The following is a 14,491-nucleotide window of genomic DNA, read 5'->3' as shown; positions in this document are numbered from 1 at the left end:
TGGGGGGGTGTCAGGCGGTGCGGGTGCGCCGACCCCTCAGCTCCTCCAGCCGCTCGTCCAGCAGCTCCTCCAGCTCGGGGATGGAGCGGCGCTCCAGGAGCATGTCCCAGTGCGTGCGCGGCGGCTTGACCTTCTTCGCCTCCGGCTCGACGCCGTCGATGATCTTGGACTCCTGGCCGTGCAGGCGGCACTCCCAGGTGTGCGGGATCTCGGCGTCGTCGGAGAAGGGCACCTCGAAGTCGTGGCCCTTGGGGCAGGCGTACCGCACCGACCGGCGCGGGGCGAGGTCGTGATTGCGGTCGGTCTCGTAGCTGACTGCTCCGAGCCGGCTACCCCGTAGAACGCGGTCGGCCATGGCGGTTCCTTTCGCTCGGCTCAGGGCCGGGGCCCAGGCGGTGTTGCTCACCGAGTGCAACGATCGGACTGCTCCGTTCGTTCCCGGCGTCACGGTCATGGTCGCCCACAGTGACGTCTTTCACTCGTCAACGAAGGCTTCCTCCTAAGGGATGCAATCGCGGCGAGATCGTGACGCGTTATCAAGCTGTCGGGCTACTTCATCACACTGATGGAGTAGTTCCGGCAGAAAGTGTGCGGCTGCGACAGCTTAGACCGACCACGCAGGGCGATGTTAACTCGGGCTTAACTCGCTTGTAGTGACGGGAAGGCTCCCGTCCGGTTACGGAGTGTCATTTCGGCGGTCTTCGTGGAGTCGGCGACGCTGCGTGTCGTTGTAGGTGTGCTCCGTGGCGGCTGCCGAACAAGGGTCACCCGGTCGGCTCGCACCCAAACGTTGGGCGCGGAATTTATTCCACGTAATGATTTCAGTGTGGACTTAAAGATCAGTCTCCGGGTGGTCCAGCCGGTCGAGGAACTCACGCTGAGCCGAGACGAGCTTGGGGCGGGCCTCGGCGAGCGGGAACCAGGCGACGCGGTCGACCTCGGGGTACTCGCGGAAGGTGCCCTTGGGGTGTTCGAGGGTGAAGGTGCCGGGGACGACCCGGTCGGGGTCGAGGTCGCCCTCCAGGGCCCAGACGTGGACGGTCTTGCCGCCGGACTGGCGGACGTGGCCCAGGGGGCGCAGCTCGCCGTCGGGGACGGGCAGGCCGAGTTCCTCGGTGAACTCGCGGCGGGCGGTGTCCTCCAGCGGCTCGTCGCCGTCGGGCTCGCCCTTGGGGATCGACCAGGCGCCGTCGTCCTTGCGCGCCCAGAACGGGCCGCCCATGTGTCCGATGAGCACTTCGAGGCCGTCTGCGGTGGCGCGGTACAGCAGGATGCCCGCGCTGATCTTCCCGGTCACGGTGATCAGTGTGCCGGGTGCCGGCCGCGGGCGCGGCCGGCCGTGGAGTTCGACCTCGTGCGGCCGGCCGGGGCCGCGGGGGTCGGCGGCGCCCGTCCGTGTCAGGTGAGGCTGAGTTGGCGGCTGTCGACGGCGGTGGGGCCGAGGTCTCCGGTGCGGTAGTGGCGGCGGCACAGGACCTGGTAGCGGACTTCCTCGGTCGTGGCCGCCGTGTCGGCCACCAGGACGGTGTCGCCGGCGCGGATGACGTCGCCGTCGTGGACGCGGGCGTTGAACCGGCCGGGGTGGCCGCACCAGCACAGGACCTCGACCTGGATGGCGTTGAGCTCGTCGGCCAGTTCGAACAATCGGGAGGAGCCGGGGAACAGGGTGCTGCGGAAGTCGGTGGCCAGGCCGAAGCAGTAGACGTCGAGTTGGGCGTCGTCGGCGAGTTCGGCGAGTTGGTCGACCTGGGCGGGGTGGAGGAACTGGGCTTCGTCGACGATCAGGTAGTCCACGCGGGTGCCCTGCGACCAGTGGGCGCGTACGAGGCCGCACAGGTCCATGTCCTCGTGGACCTCGATGGCGTGGCGCGCCAGGCCCATGCGGCTGGTGATGCTGGGGGTGCCGGAGCGGTCGTGGCGGACCAGCAGGAGGCCGCTGCGGCCCTGGCGGGCCTGGTTGTGGTCGATCTGCAGGGCCAGGGTGGACTTGCCGCAGTCCATGGGGCCGAAGAAGAACCGGAGCCTGCCGGTGGGGGTGACGCCGCGGCGCGCGCCGGCGGCGGGCACCGAGGACAGGGCGTCGGTGGGGTCTGTGCGGGGGTTCGTCGGCTCCACGGCGGGCCACCTTAGTGCCATCACCGCGCCCGGCGGGTGTTGTTGGTGTTGTGCCTGATCACGTCCTATGAAGAGCAGCATTTGTGTTGTCAATATCTTCAGTGTCACCCGAAAGAGTGACTCTGACCGGACTTGGTTCCGTACTCGACCTTTGGGGCCAGACCACGGCAGAGGAAGCAGAGAACCTTTCGCTGGCCGACATATACCGCTTTGCGATATAACCTGCGGTGTGAGAGGTATGTCGGAGCAGGCGTTCCTGGTGCTGACCGCGTTGGCGGAGGAGCCGTTGCACGGGTACGCGATCGTGCAGTCGGTGGAGACGCTGTCGGAGGGCCGGACCCGGTTGCGGGTCGGGACGCTGTACGGGGTGTTGGACCGGCTGGTCGCCGAGGGGTTGGCGGAGCGGGACCGCGAGGAGGTGCACCAGGGTCGGCTGCGGCGCTACTACCGGTTGACCGACGCCGGGGTGCGGGCGTTGAGCGCGGAGGTGGCGCGGATGGCGGCGAACGTGCGGGCGGCGTCGGCGGTGTTGCGGGCGAGGGAGGCGCGGTGAGCCGGGACGGAGCGGTGAGCCCGGGCGGGGTGTCGGTGCTGGAGGGGCGTTACCGGCGGCTGTTGCGGGTGTTGCCGGCCTGGTACCGGGCCGAGCGCGAGGAGGAGATGGTTGGGATCTTCCTGGCCGAGCGCGCCGAGGGGCCGGACGCGGACCTCGACCTGGAGCACGGGTGGCCGGGGTGGGGTGAGGCGTGGGCGACGGTGGACCTGGCCGTGCGGGTGCGGTTCGGGGCGGCGCGGCGGGCCGGGGTTCTCGCGCGGGTGGTGGCGTTGGCGGGGGTGCTGGGGCACGTGGTGGCGGCCGGGCAGGGGCTCGGGTCGGTGGTGCGGTTCGGCGGGGGCTGGGTGTGGTGGTTCGACGCGCTGGTCGCCGTGGCGGTGGCGGGGGTGGCGTGGCGGCAGTGGGCGGCGGTGAAGGCCGCGATCGGGGTGTTGGGCGTGCACGGGCTGTTGGTGGCGCAGGAGCCGTGGGCGTTGGTGCCGGTGGTGTTGTCGTGGGTGACGGTGGTGGCGTTGGTGTTGGGGTGGCACCGGGAGGCCCCGTCGGTACCACGGGCGCGGTGGTGCGCGGCGGTGGTGGCGGGGCTGGTCCCGGGTGCGGCGTGGGGGTTGGTGGTGCCGTTGTCGCCGGTGGCGTTCGGGGTGGCGGCGGCGGTCACCACGGGTGTGGTGGTCGTGGTCAGACCTTGGCGGGCAGCGGGTTCCCCGCCGCGGTGATGGCCCTGCGGACCGGGACGAAGATCATCAGGACGAAGCCGATGACGAAGAAGATCACCAGGCTGATGATGGCGAGCCGGAAGGAGCCGGTGGCCTGGCCGACGCCGGCGAACACCAGCGGGCCCAGCCAGGAGGTGGACCGCTCGCCGACCTCGTAGAGGGAGAAGTACTGGGCTTCGCGGCCGGGCGGGATCATCTGGGAGAACAGGGAGCGGGACAGGGCGTTGGTGCCGCCGAGCACGATGCCGATGCCGACGGCGAGGGCGTAGAACTGGAACTGCTGGCCCCGTTGGACGAAGTAGGCGGCGGCCAGGACGACGATCCACACGACCAGGCTGATCATGATGGTGCGCTTGGCGCCCCAGCGCTTGGCCATCCAGCCGTGCAGCATCGCGCCGCCGAAGGCGACGAACTGGACGATGAGGATGGTGGCGATCAGGACGGTCTCGTCGAGCTTGAGTTCTTCGCGGCCGTACTGGGCGGAGACGTTGGCGACGGTGGCGATGCCGTCGGTGTAGATGAGGTAGGTGCCCAGGAACGCGAGGGTGAGCGGGAAGCCCAGGGCCAGGCGCATGGTCTGGCGCAGTTCCTTGAACCCGGCGGTGATGACCGAGGCGCCGGATTCGCCGCCGTGGGGTTGTTGGTGGCGCTTGAGGCGGCCCAGCGGGATGAAGGTGAAGGCGGCCCACCAGATGCCGGACAGGACGAAGGCGACGCGGACGGCGGCGGATTCGGACAGGCCCAGGGCGTCGTGGCCGAGGAACAGTCCGAGGTGGACGGCGAGGGCGAGGCCGCCGCCGAGGTAGCCGAAGGCCCAGCCGCGGCTGGAGACGGCGTCGCGTTCGTCGGGGGTGGCGATCTCGGGCAGGAAGGCGTAGTAGACGACGATCGAGGCGCCGTAGCAGATGTTGGCGAGGATGAACAGGACGACGCCGAGTTGCCAGTTGCTGCCGGCGACGAAGGCGAGGGCGGCGGTGGCGGCGGCGCCGGTGAAGGCGAGGCCGCCGAGCATGGCGCGTTTGTTCTGGGTGCGGTCGGCGATGGCGCCCATGATCGGCAGGACGACGACCTGGACGACGGTGGCGATGGAGAGCAGGAAGCCCCACAGGGAGCCGGCGGGGAAGTGGGCGCCGAAGGCGGAGATGTCGCACTGTTGCAGTGAGCTGGTGGCGCAGGCGTCGGGTCCGTTGTGGGCGGTGTCCTCGCGGGCGGCCTGCTTGGCCACGGCCGTGAGGTAGCCGGAGAGGAACACCGTGGTGACGGAGGTCGTGAACACCTGGTTGGCCCAGTCGTACCAGACCCATCCGCGTTGTTCCCGCTTGCGGTCGAGTGCGGGTGCTGGGGTGTCGGCCACGCTCATGGGGGCGGAGCGTACTTCCCCGCCCGGCCGGTTGTGGTGATCATGTCCCAACCTGTTGTGAACTTCAGTGGGCGGGCCACTGGTCGCGGGCTTTGAGGACGTTGCGCAGCCGGTCGGGGCGGTCGGTGACCAGGCCGTCGACGCCCATGTCGAGCAGGCGGGTCATGTCGGTTTCGTCGTCGATGGTCCACACGTGGACTTCGAGGCCGCGGCGGTGGGCGGCGCGGACGAAGCGGGGGTCCACGACGGTGAGGCGGCCCTGGGTGGCGGGGACCTGGGCGATGAGGCCGGCGACGGGCAGGCCGAGCAGGGGGACGCGGCCGGCGGCCCACAGGGCGCCGGCGGAGCGGGGTCCCATGCTGGTCATCAGGTCGGGTCCGGCGAGGCGGCGCAGGCGGGCGAGGCGTTTTTCGCTGAAGGAGGCGAGGCAGACGCGGTGCAGGGCCTTGGTGCGGCGCAGGAGGGTGATGACGGGGTCGACGGCCTGGTCGGACTTGACGTCGATGTTGACGCGGGCGTCGGGGAGTTCTTCGAGGAGGTCTTCCAGGCGGGTGATGGGTTCGCGTCCGCCGACGTTGGCGTTCTTCACGACCGACCAGGGTTGGGTGGCGACGGGGCCGGTGGCGTCGGTGGTGCGGTCGAGGACGTCGTCGTGGTGGACCACGACCACCCCGTCGGAGGTGGCGTGCACGTCGGTTTCGAGGTACCGGAAGCCTTCGGCGGTGGCGCGGCGGAAGGCGGCCAGGGAGTTCTCCATGCCCGTGAGGTCGTCCAGGTGCCAGCCGCGGTGGGCGAAGGCGCGGGGGTGGGGTCCGGAGAGGTAGGGGTGGTTCGTGGTCACAGCGGGAGAGTCTGCCTTGGCGGCGTGGCGTGGGGGTGACCGGTGGGTAGCCGGATACGGTCGCGCGTCATGGAGCTGGTGACCGGGGAGGCTGTGGTGCCGCGCCGGGAGGAGGCCAGGCATTGCGCCTGGTGTGGTCGTCGTCTGCCCGACAGCGGTCGGATCGGCCGGCCGCGGCGGTATTGCGCGCAGCCGTGCCGGCAGCGCGCGTACGAGCGGCGGGCGGCGGTGCAGCGGGGTGGGTTGCCCGAGGACGCGGTGGTGTTGTCCTCGGGTGAGCTGGCCGATCTGCAGGACCGGTTGTTCCAGGTGCGGTGCGCGGCGGAGGACGTGGTGACGGCGGCGTCGGACGGTGCGGGGCGGGCGGAGTTGCGGCGGTTGGCGGAGGAGTTGGTGGAGGCGGCGCGCAGCCTGGAGCGCATCCGCTAGTCGCGGGGCGGTTCGCCGGTGGTGACGGTGTTGTGGTCGAGGTGGACGGTGACGCCCAGCGGGATGGTGCGTTGGGCGGCGCAGTGGCCGAAGGGGATGTCGGCGACGATCGGGACGCCGAGGCCGGCGAGGCGGTCGTGCAGGACGGCGTGGACGTCGGTGAGGTCGCCGCAGCCGGTGAAGGAGCCCAGGGCGATGCCGGCGACGTCGTGGAACCAGCCGCGGCGCAGCAGTGCGGTGAGCATGCGGTCGAGGCGGTAGGGCGGTTCGTCGACGTCTTCGAGCCACACGACGGCGCCGGGTGGTGGTGGGGTGTCCAGGAGGGTGAGGGTGCCGCCGGTGGCGGGTCCGGTGGCGGTGCCGGGGACCAGGACGGTGCCGCGGTAGGGGCCGGGGTCGCCGGTGAACAGGGCGCGGCGCAGGTGGTCGCGGGCGGGTCCGTCGTGGACGAACGCCGGGGTGGCGGGCATGGGGCCGAACCAGGTGCGGCGGCCCAGGCGGGTGAGCGGGTCGTGCAGGACGGTGGTGTCGCTGGAGCCGACGAACACCTTGGGCGGGGCGTTCTCGACGGCGGTCCAGTCGACCAGGTCCAGCACGCGTTGGCAGCCGTAGCCGCCGCGGGCGCAGAACACGGCGGTGGTGGCGGGGTCGGTGAGGGCTTCGGTGAGGTCGGCGGCGCGGTCGGCGTCGGTGCCGGCCAGGTGCGGCAGGGTGGGGTGGGTGTCGGTGAGGTGCTTGCCGGGCACGACTTCCAGGCCCCAGGCCTCCAGCCAGGCGGTGCCGGCGCGGAGCATGCCGGGGGCGGCGGGTCCGGCGGGGGCGATGAGGGCGACGCGGTCGCCGGCGCGCAGCAGCCCGTCGCCGGAGCGGCCGGGCCTGCTCTCGTGGTCGGTGCGGCTGGCGGGTGCGGAGTGGACCAGTCGCAGGGCGCGGGGGCCCGGGGGTTCGGCGGCCCGGACGGTGGTGGTCGGCGCGGTGGTGGTCGGGACGGTGAGAGGCCGGGCCGTGCCCGCCGGGGTGGGGCCGGCGGGCACGGGGTGGCGTGGTGGGGTCACCGGCGCAGCGGCAGGACGGGGACGTCGGGCGGGGTGAACCCGAAGACCTGGCCGTAGAAGGACAGTTCGGCCTCCAGCGCGGCGACGATCGACTCGGCTTTGCGGAAGCCGTGCTGCTCGCCCTCGAAGGTCAGGTAGGCGTGCGGGATACCGGTGCCGTCCAGGGCCGCGACGAACCGGTCGGCCTGGTCGGGCGGGCAGATCTCGTCCTCCAGGCCCTGCAGCAGCAGCACGGGCCCGGCGAGCCGGTCCACGCGGTGGGAGGGGGAGCGTTCGGCGTAGAGGTCGGCGGCCTGCGGCCACGGTCCGACCAGTCCCTCGACGTAGCGGGACTCGAAGTCGTGGGTCTCGCCGCCGTCGCCGGTCCAGCCCCGCAGGTCCAGGATGGGGAAGGCGACCATGCCGCACCGGTAGGTCTTGACGGTGGTCATCGACGCGGCGGAGGTCCAGCCGCCGGCGCTGCCGCCGCGGATGCCCAGCCGGGCGCCGTCGGCGGTGCCCTCGTCGGCCAGGGCCTGGGCGACGGCGGCGCAGTCGTTGACGTCGACCACGCCCCACTGGCCGCGCAGCCGTTCGCGGAAGGCGCGGCCGTAGCCGGTGGAGCCGCCGTAGTTGACCGCGACGACGCCGATGCCGCGGCTGGTGAAGTAGGCGATGTCGATGTCCAGGACGGGCGCGCTGCGGCCGGTGGGTCCGCCGTGGACGTGCACGACGTAGGGCGGGCGCTCGTCGTCGGGGCCCGCGTGGTCGGGGTTGGTGGGCGGGTAGACGTAGGCGGGCACGTCCTGCCCGTCGGGGCCGGTGAAGACGCGTTCGGCGGGCACCGGCAGGTAGTCGGCGTCGGGCAGCGCGGCGGGCGGCTGCGTGAGGCGGGTCAGCTCGCCGGTGGACAGGTCCAGCCGCACCACGGCGGCTTCCTCGCGCGGCCCGGCGGCGCTGCTGACCACGACCCCGTCGTGCGCGGCGAGGTGCGCGCCCCACACGGGCAGGTCGTTGTCGACGTCGGTGACGGTGCCGGAGCGCTCGTCGAGCACCGCCAGCGCGCCGGAGCGCAGCACGAGGTGCCGGCCGCCGCCCAGGGTGGCGAACCAGCGGTTGCCCAGCCGCCACATCGGGCCGCCGAGCTCCTCGGCGCAGGGGGCGAGGTTGGTGCGGGTGCCGTCGGGGGTGATGCGGAACAGGTTCCACCAGCCGTCGGGGTCGGTGAGGGCGAGCAGGTCGGGCCCGTCCCACTCGACCTGGCACACGGCCTCCTCCGGGCCGCCGGCGACGACGCGGTGCCCGGTGGAGCCGACCTCGGCCACGCACAGCTCGGTGCCGTCCCACGGCATGTTCGGGTGGTCCCAGCCGATCCAGGCGAACCGGGTGCCGTCGGGCGACAGGCGCGGCCCGGTCATGAAGTGGTGGGTGGCGGCGAGCACGCGCGGGGCGGAGCCGTCGAGGGGGACGGCGACCAGGTCGCGGCGGATGTCGGTGCGGGCGTCGCCGGTGACGGTCTCGCGCACGCACCACACCTCCGTGCCGCCGGGCCCGGCGGTCAGGTCGGCGTAGCGCACGCCGTGGTGGCGCTGCGGCGCGTCGGTGATGGGCGCCGGGGCGACGGGGTCGGCGTCGGGGTCGAACAGGTAGATCCGCTGGTCGTCCCAGTTGGTGAAGGCCACCCGGGTCCCGTCGGGGGTGTCGAGCACCACCCACGGCCGCCCGCCGTACTCGTGGACGCGGTTGCGCACGTTCCACGGCGGCGGCAGCAGGTCCCGCCCCTCGCGCACCAGCGCCACCCGCCCGGCCTGCGCCGGTCGTCCCTCCGCCCACCACGCCGAACCCGCGTGCAGGTCCACCCAGTGCAGGCCGCCCCCGGCCGCGGCGGCGTCGGCCGCGGCGATGGGCGATGTCCACGTTCCGTACGGTGCGATCTTCACCACGCCCGCGACCCTATAGCGGTGGTGGTCGGGCCGGTCAGCACCGATCGGGCGCGCCGCGGGCTCCACAGATGACGGAAAAGCCGGGGGAGTGTGCCGATCTTGGCGCGGTGGCCTAGGGTCGTTGGTGTCATGGCACGCGTCATCCACGTATTCCGCCAACCCGACCGGTTCGTAGCCGGGACCGTCGGGCAGCCTGGCGAGCGCACGTTCTACCTGCAGGCCGCCGAGGAGGCGCGCCTGGTGAGCGTGGCGCTGGAGAAGCAACAGGTCGCCGTCCTCGCCGAGCGCATCGGGTCGCTGCTGGAGGAGGTGCACCGGCGGTTCGGGGCGGAAGTGCCCGAGTCGGTGCCCGAGGACCTCCGGGACACCGAACCGCTGTCGGTGCCGGTGGAGGAGGAGTTCAAGGTCGGCACGATGGGGCTGGGCTGGGACGCCGAGTCCAGCGCGGTGGTCATCGAGCTGCTGGCGATGACCGAGGAGGAGGTCGACGAGGCGGTGGTCCTCGACGACACCGAGGAGGGCCCGGACGCGGTGAGGGTGTTCCTGAGCCCGCTGGAGGCGCGGGCGTTCGCCGAGCGCGCCGACCGGGTGGTGCGGGCCGGGCGCAAGCCGTGCCCGCTGTGCTCGGAGCCGCTGGACCCCGACGGGCACGTGTGCCCGCGGCAGAACGGCTACCGGCGTTCGGACGAAGGCTGACCGGCTGCCGTGCGGCCCGGTGACGACGGAGTGCTCGACCTGCTTTCCCGCGGCCGGATCGAGGTCGAGGGCAGGCTGGTGGACGCCTCGAACGCGACCCTGTTCTGCGCGATCAGCGCCGACGGGGTGAACGCGCAGTGCGTGTACAAGCCGGTGCGCGGCGAACGGCCGCTGTGGGACTTCCCCGACGGCACCCTGGCCGGGCGTGAGGTGGCGACCTACCTGGTGTCGCAGGCGGCCGGGTTCGGGTTGGTGCCGCCGACGGTGCTGCGGCCGGGCCCGTTCGGGCCGGGCATGGTGCAGCTGTGGGTGGACACCCGCGAGGACGACGACCTGGTCGACATCGTCCCGGTGGACCAGGTGCGGCCGGGGTGGCGGGCGGTGCTGCACGCCCACGACCGGCACGGCGACCCGGCGGTGCTGGCGCACGCCGACCACCCGCAGGTGCGGTTGATGGCGGCGTTCGACGCGGTGGTCAACAACGCCGACCGCAAGGGCGGGCACGTGCTGCACGCCCGCGACGGCGGCGTCTACGGGGTGGACCACGGGATCTGCCTGCACAGCGACGACAAGCTGCGCACGGTGCTGTGGGGGTTCCTGGGCGAGCCGCTGCCCGAGCAGGCGGTGGAGGGGTTGGGGCGGGTGCGGGCGGAGCTGTCCGGCGCGCTGGGCGAGGCGCTGGCCGAGCACCTGACCCGCGCCGAGGTCGCCGCGCTGGCCGAACGCGCCGACAAGCTGCTGGCCGCCGGGGTGTACCCGGAGCCCTCCGACGACTGGCCCGCGATCCCCTGGCCCGCGTTCTGACGTCGTCGCCCCGCGCCGGGCGGTTTCGTGCTGCCGGCGCGACCGCCGATGGGGTGTAATCGGCGGGGTGAGCGGTGTTCAGCTTCGCGACGTGACCGAGGCCGACGTGCTGGTGTTCTTCGAGCACCAGCTGGACCCGGACGCCAACCGCATGGCGGCCTTCGTCGCGGCCGACCCGACCGACCGGGCCGCGTTCCTGGTCAAGTGGGCGCGGATCCTGGCCGACGACAGCATCGTCACCAAGACCGTCGAGTTCGACGGCCGCGTCGTCGGCCACATCTCCCGGTTCACCCAGTTCGGTGAACCGGAGGTGACGTACTGGATCGACCGCGAGTACTGGGGCCTGGGCCTGGCGACCGCCGCCCTGACCCAGTTCCTCAAGCTGGACCGCACCCGCCCGCTCTACGCCCGCGCCGCGGTGGACAACCTCGGGTCGCTGCGTGTGCTGGACAAGTGCGGGTTCGTCGCGGTCGGCGAGGACGTCGGCTACGCGGAGGGCCGGGGCGAGGACGTCGAGGAATTCATTTTGCGGCTCGACGCCTGAGCCGGGCACGCTGGCCGGCGTGACCGCGAAGCTGATCACCCGGTTCGGGCCGGGCGTGCGGGTCTGGATCGACGCGCTGCCCGCCCTGGTCGCCGCCCTGTCCGCCCGCTGGGACCTCGTCCCGGTGCGGCCGATGACCGGCGGCACCTCCCACACCCTGCTGTGCCGCCGCGCGGGCGTGCCCGTGGTGCTGAAACTGACCCCGGAGCCGGAGATCGCGCGGCAGGAGCTGGCCGCGCTGACCGCGTGGGAGCCCTCGCCGCGCATGGTCCGGGTGCTGGAGTCCGACGTGGCGGCGGGGGCCCTGCTGCTGGAAGGCCTCGAACCCGGCACCCCCGCGCGGTGGGACCCGCCCGCCATGTCCGCGCTGCTCGACGCGCTGCACGTGCCGCCGCGCGACGGGTTCCCGACGCTGGCCGCCCGGGTGGACTTCGTGTTCGAGCTGCTGGCCCGCCGACGTCCGGGCGACTACTCCGCGGGCCACGCGGCGGCGGCGCGCCTGGCCCGCGACGGTGTCCCGCCGGCCCTGCTGCACGGCGACCTGCACCTGGACAACGTCCTGGACGCGGGCGCGCGCGGCCTGGTCGCCATCGACCCGCGGCCGTGCGTCGGGGACCCCGCAAGCGACGCCGCGGACTTCGCCTACGCCGCCCCCGACCTGCGCACCGGCGTGGAAGCGCTGTCGGGCGTGGTCGACGGTGACCGGCTGGCCGCGTGGTGCCGCGCGTTCGCCGACTTCTTCCCCGACCGCCGCGAGGAAGCCCTCACCCTGGGGTGACCCGGCGTGGCAGGCGCTCATCCGATGGGGTGAGCCGCTAGCGTCGCGGGTCGTGCGATCACAGGACTACGGGCGGGACGTGCTGGCGGGACCCAAGCGGCGGAAGGTGCGCGAGGTGGCCGCCGAACCCGGGCTGGTCGTGGAGGACCCCGCCGGGTTCTGCGGCGCCGTCGTGCGCTTCGAGCACGGCGGGGTGGTGCTGGAGGACCGGAACGGCCGCGAACGGCTGTTCCCGCTGCGCCCCGCCGGGTTCCTGCTCGACGGGCAGCCCGTCACCCTCGTCCGCCCCGCGCCGGGGGCCGCCGCGCCGACCCGGTCGGCCTCCGGGTCGGTCCGCGTCGAGGGCCTCAAGGCCCGCACCGCGCGCGACTCCCGCATCTGGGTGGAGGGCCTGCACGACGCCGAGCTGGTCGAACGGGTCTGGGGCCACGACCTGCGCGTGGAAGGCGTCGTGGTCGAACCCCTGGACGGGGTGGACGTGCTGGCCGACCGGATCGCCGGGTTCGGCACCGGCCCCGGCCGCCGCCTGGGCGTGCTGGTCGACCACCTCGTGCCGGGCAGCAAGGAGTCCCGGCTGGTCGAGGGCGTCCGCGACGAGCACGTCCTGGTCACCGGTCACCCGTACGTGGACGTGTGGCAGGCGGTGAAACCGGCGTCGGTGGGCATCGCGGCGTGGCCGGTGGTGCCGCGGGGCGTGCCGTGGAAGGAAGGCGTGTGCGCCGCGCTGGGCTGGGGCGAGCCGGCGGCCGGGTGGCGGCGCGTGCTCGCCGGTGTGCGCGGCTTCCGGGACCTGGAGACGCCGCTGATCGGCGCGGTCGAGCGGCTGATCGACTTCGTCACCGACGGGCAACCCGACGGGCAGGACGGGTGAACCGGTCACGCGCCGTGCCCGTTGGTGCGAGGATGGCAGCGTGGCCGCGTTGATCTGGTTGATCGTCGGTGTCGCCCTGGTGGCCGCCGAGATCCTCTCCGGCGAGTTCGTCCTGGTCATGCTCGGCGTCGCGGCGCTGGGCGCGGCCGGGGTGGCGGCGTTGGGCGCGGGCGAGCTGGTCAGCGCGGCGGCGTTCGCCGCGCTGGCGCTCGGGTTGGTGTTCGGCGCGCGGCCGGCGCTCAAGCGCAAGCTCACCGCCGGGCAGGACCACCGCTCCGGGGTGGAGGCGCTGCTGGGCGGCACCGCCGTCGTGGTGTCCACGGTGGACGCCCACGGCGGGCGGGTGCGCATCGGCGGCGAGGTGTGGTCGGCGCGGTCGCTGGACCACAGCGTGCTCGAACCCGGCGCGGAGGTCACCGTGGTGGAGATCCAGGGCGCGACCGCTGTCGTGCTGGGCGTCTAGGAGGGGAGAGCCGTGACCACGACGTTGATCGTCATCGCGGTCCTGGTGTTGTTCGTGCTCATCGTCGCGGTCAAGTCGGTGCTGGTGATCCCGCAGGCCACCGCCGCGGTCATCGAACGGCTGGGCCGCTACCGCACCACCGCCGCGCCCGGCCTGAACATCCTGGTGCCCTTCTTCGACCGCGTCCGCGCCCGCATCGACCTGCGCGAGCAGGTCGTGTCGTTCCCGCCGCAGCCGGTGATCACCCAGGACAACCTGACCGTGTCGATCGACACGGTCGTGTACTTCCAGGTCACCGACCCGCGCGCGGCGGTCTACGAGATCTCCAACTACATCGTCGGTGTCGAGCAGCTGACCACCACGACGCTGCGCAACCTGGTCGGCGGCATGAGCCTGGAGGAGACCCTGACCTCCCGCGACCAGATCAACAACCAGTTGCGCGGGGTGCTGGACGAGGCGACCGGCCGGTGGGGCATCCGGGTCGCGCGGGTGGAGCTCAAGGCGATCGACCCGCCGCCGTCGATCCAGGACTCGATGGAGAAGCAGATGCGCGCCGACCGGGAGAAGCGCGCCATGATCCTCACCGCCGAGGGCCAGCGGGAGTCGGCGATCAAGTCCGCCGAGGGCCAGAAGCAGGCCGCGATCCTGTCCGCGGAAGGCGCCAAGCAGGCCGCGATCCTCGCCGCCGAGGCCGAACGCCAGTCCCGCATCCTCAAGGCCCAGGGTGAGCGCGCCGCCCGCTACCTGCAGGCCCAGGGCCAGGCCAAGGCCATCGAGAAGGTGTTCGCCGCGATCAAGGCCGGCAAGCCCACCCCGGAGGTGCTGGCCTACCAGTACCTGCAGACCCTGCCGCAGATGGCGCAGGGCGACGCGAACAAGGTGTGGCTGGTGCCCTCGGACTACGGCAAGGCCCTGGAGGGCTTCGCCCGCATGCTCGGCGCCCCCGGCGAGGACGGCGTCTTCCGCTACGAGCCGCCCGCCGACGAACCCGCCCGCAGCACCCCGGAGGAAGACGACCCGTCGGTGGCCGACTGGTTCGACACGGCCCCGGACCCGGCCGTCGCCGAAGCCGTCCGCGCGGCGGAGGCGGTGGCCCGCAAGGAGGTCCCGGGCCCGCTGGAGTCCTCCCGCACGTCCCTGACCGAAGCCGCGCCGGACACGACCGCGGCGCTCGGCCCGGGCACGTCCGCACCGGAGGACACCGAACCGCCGCGCTCACTGCACGAGTAGGACCGCCCGGCTTCGGGTCTGGTGGCGGTGTGGCGCTGACGAGACGCGCGTACCGGGTGGCATGGTGCGTGGACGCGGCGATGATCACAGTCGTGGCCACCGAGTGGAGCA

Annotated in this window: 17 protein-coding genes; 10 read left to right on the top strand and 7 right to left on the bottom strand. The window is 72.8% G+C overall.

The features are described 5' to 3' along the window. Positions 1–10: 10 nt before the first annotated feature. The 3 genes from ABD126_RS10450 to ABD126_RS10440 form a co-directional block, all read right to left on the bottom strand. Positions 11–355 (bottom strand): RNA polymerase-binding protein RbpA, encoded by a 345-nt coding sequence (locus ABD126_RS10450; protein WP_343933523.1) that lies wholly within the window; start codon positions 353–355, stop codon positions 11–13. A 477-nt stretch (positions 356–832) separates the two neighbouring features. Then, positions 833–1,297 (bottom strand): NUDIX hydrolase, encoded by a 465-nt coding sequence (locus tag ABD126_RS10445; RefSeq protein ID WP_343933522.1) that lies wholly within the window; start codon positions 1,295–1,297, stop codon positions 833–835. 101 nt (positions 1,298–1,398) lie between these two features. Further along, positions 1,399–2,136: a thymidine kinase gene (locus tag ABD126_RS10440; RefSeq protein ID WP_343933521.1), complete on the bottom strand. Its 738-nt coding sequence runs from the start codon at positions 2,134–2,136 to the stop codon at positions 1,399–1,401. A gap of 217 nt (positions 2,137–2,353) precedes the next feature. Between ABD126_RS10440 and ABD126_RS10435 the strand changes: the two genes are divergently transcribed. Further along, the gene (locus ABD126_RS10435; protein WP_343933633.1) at positions 2,354–2,668 is read left to right on the top strand and encodes a PadR family transcriptional regulator; all 315 of its coding nucleotides are present in this window, start codon (positions 2,354–2,356) and stop codon (positions 2,666–2,668) included. Then, positions 2,665–3,387, top strand: coding sequence for a hypothetical protein (locus ABD126_RS10430; RefSeq protein WP_343933520.1), 723 nt, complete (start codon positions 2,665–2,667; stop codon positions 3,385–3,387). Before ABD126_RS10435 ends, ABD126_RS10430 begins: the two co-directional genes overlap by 4 nt. On the opposite strand, the gene ABD126_RS10425 is transcribed toward ABD126_RS10430, so the two are convergent. Both ABD126_RS10425 and ABD126_RS10420 read right to left on the bottom strand, forming a co-directional pair. Beyond that, positions 3,350–4,747: an MFS transporter gene (locus ABD126_RS10425; RefSeq protein WP_343933519.1), complete on the bottom strand. Its 1,398-nt coding sequence runs from the start codon at positions 4,745–4,747 to the stop codon at positions 3,350–3,352. The genes ABD126_RS10430 and ABD126_RS10425 overlap by 38 nt on opposite strands. A gap of 64 nt (positions 4,748–4,811) precedes the next feature. After that, positions 4,812–5,588, bottom strand: coding sequence for a glycerophosphodiester phosphodiesterase family protein (locus tag ABD126_RS10420; protein WP_343933518.1), 777 nt, complete (start codon positions 5,586–5,588; stop codon positions 4,812–4,814). Positions 5,589–5,657: 69 nt separating this feature from the next. Between ABD126_RS10420 and ABD126_RS10415 the strand changes: the two genes are divergently transcribed. Further along, a complete protein-coding gene (locus ABD126_RS10415; protein ID WP_343933517.1) occupies positions 5,658–6,017 on the top strand; it encodes a hypothetical protein in 360 nt (119 codons plus the stop codon). Here ABD126_RS10415 and ABD126_RS10410 read toward each other — a convergent pair. Together ABD126_RS10410 and ABD126_RS10405 are read right to left on the bottom strand one after the other, a co-directional pair. Continuing rightward, on the bottom strand, positions 6,014–7,072 hold the full coding sequence (locus tag ABD126_RS10410; protein ID WP_343933516.1) for a S66 peptidase family protein: 1,059 nt from the start codon (positions 7,070–7,072) through the stop codon (positions 6,014–6,016). The genes ABD126_RS10415 and ABD126_RS10410 overlap by 4 nt on opposite strands. Next, positions 7,069–8,994: a prolyl oligopeptidase family serine peptidase gene (locus tag ABD126_RS10405; protein ID WP_343933515.1), complete on the bottom strand. Its 1,926-nt coding sequence runs from the start codon at positions 8,992–8,994 to the stop codon at positions 7,069–7,071. Before ABD126_RS10405 ends, ABD126_RS10410 begins: the two co-directional genes overlap by 4 nt. Before the next feature lie 129 nt (positions 8,995–9,123). Between ABD126_RS10405 and ABD126_RS10400 the strand changes: the two genes are divergently transcribed. The 7 genes from ABD126_RS10400 (at position 9,124) to ABD126_RS10370 (ending at position 14,380) form a co-directional block, all read left to right on the top strand. Beyond that, the gene (locus ABD126_RS10400; protein ID WP_343933514.1) at positions 9,124–9,690 is read left to right on the top strand and encodes a DUF3090 domain-containing protein; all 567 of its coding nucleotides are present in this window, start codon (positions 9,124–9,126) and stop codon (positions 9,688–9,690) included. A gap of 9 nt (positions 9,691–9,699) precedes the next feature. Next, entirely contained in the window at positions 9,700–10,494 is a 795-nt protein-coding gene (locus ABD126_RS10395; protein ID WP_425542775.1) for an SCO1664 family protein, read from the top strand. A gap of 91 nt (positions 10,495–10,585) precedes the next feature. Beyond that, positions 10,586–11,038, top strand: a complete 453-nt coding sequence (locus ABD126_RS10390) for a GNAT family N-acetyltransferase (protein WP_343933512.1) — start codon at positions 10,586–10,588, stop codon at positions 11,036–11,038. 19 nt (positions 11,039–11,057) lie between these two features. After that, complete coding sequence (locus ABD126_RS10385; protein WP_343933511.1) at positions 11,058–11,816, top strand: aminoglycoside phosphotransferase family protein; 759 nt, start codon at positions 11,058–11,060, stop codon at positions 11,814–11,816. A gap of 52 nt (positions 11,817–11,868) precedes the next feature. After that, entirely contained in the window at positions 11,869–12,687 is an 819-nt protein-coding gene (locus tag ABD126_RS10380) for a DUF3097 domain-containing protein (RefSeq protein WP_343933510.1), read from the top strand. Between the two features lie 40 nt (positions 12,688–12,727). Further along, positions 12,728–13,150, top strand: a complete 423-nt coding sequence (locus tag ABD126_RS10375) for an NfeD family protein (RefSeq protein WP_343933509.1) — start codon at positions 12,728–12,730, stop codon at positions 13,148–13,150. Between the two features lie 12 nt (positions 13,151–13,162). Then, positions 13,163–14,380 carry an SPFH domain-containing protein gene (locus tag ABD126_RS10370; RefSeq protein ID WP_343933508.1) on the top strand — a complete coding sequence of 406 codons (1,218 nt, stop codon included), beginning with the start codon at positions 13,163–13,165 and terminating at the stop codon, positions 14,378–14,380. Positions 14,381–14,491: the final 111 nt, after the last annotated feature.

The sequence above is a fragment of the Saccharothrix mutabilis subsp. mutabilis genome, from assembly GCF_039521145.1.
Taxonomy (GTDB): Bacteria; Actinomycetota; Actinomycetes; order Mycobacteriales; family Pseudonocardiaceae; genus Actinosynnema; species Actinosynnema mutabilis.
This window is presented reverse-complemented; position numbering and strand designations above follow the sequence as displayed.

Coding starts and splice junctions, on each gene's coding strand:
- ABD126_RS10435 (WP_343933633.1), top strand. CDS start 2,354: ATGTCGGAGCAGGCGTTCCTGGTGCTGACCGCGTTGGCGGAGGAGCCG.
- ABD126_RS10450 (WP_343933523.1), bottom strand. CDS start 355: ATGGCCGACCGCGTTCTACGGGGTAGCCGGCTCGGAGCAGTCAGCTAC.
- ABD126_RS10440 (WP_343933521.1), bottom strand. CDS start 2,136: ATGGCACTAAGGTGGCCCGCCGTGGAGCCGACGAACCCCCGCACAGAC.
- ABD126_RS10400 (WP_343933514.1), top strand. CDS start 9,124: ATGGCACGCGTCATCCACGTATTCCGCCAACCCGACCGGTTCGTAGCC.
- ABD126_RS10425 (WP_343933519.1), bottom strand. CDS start 4,747: ATGAGCGTGGCCGACACCCCAGCACCCGCACTCGACCGCAAGCGGGAA.
- ABD126_RS10415 (WP_343933517.1), top strand. CDS start 5,658: ATGGAGCTGGTGACCGGGGAGGCTGTGGTGCCGCGCCGGGAGGAGGCC.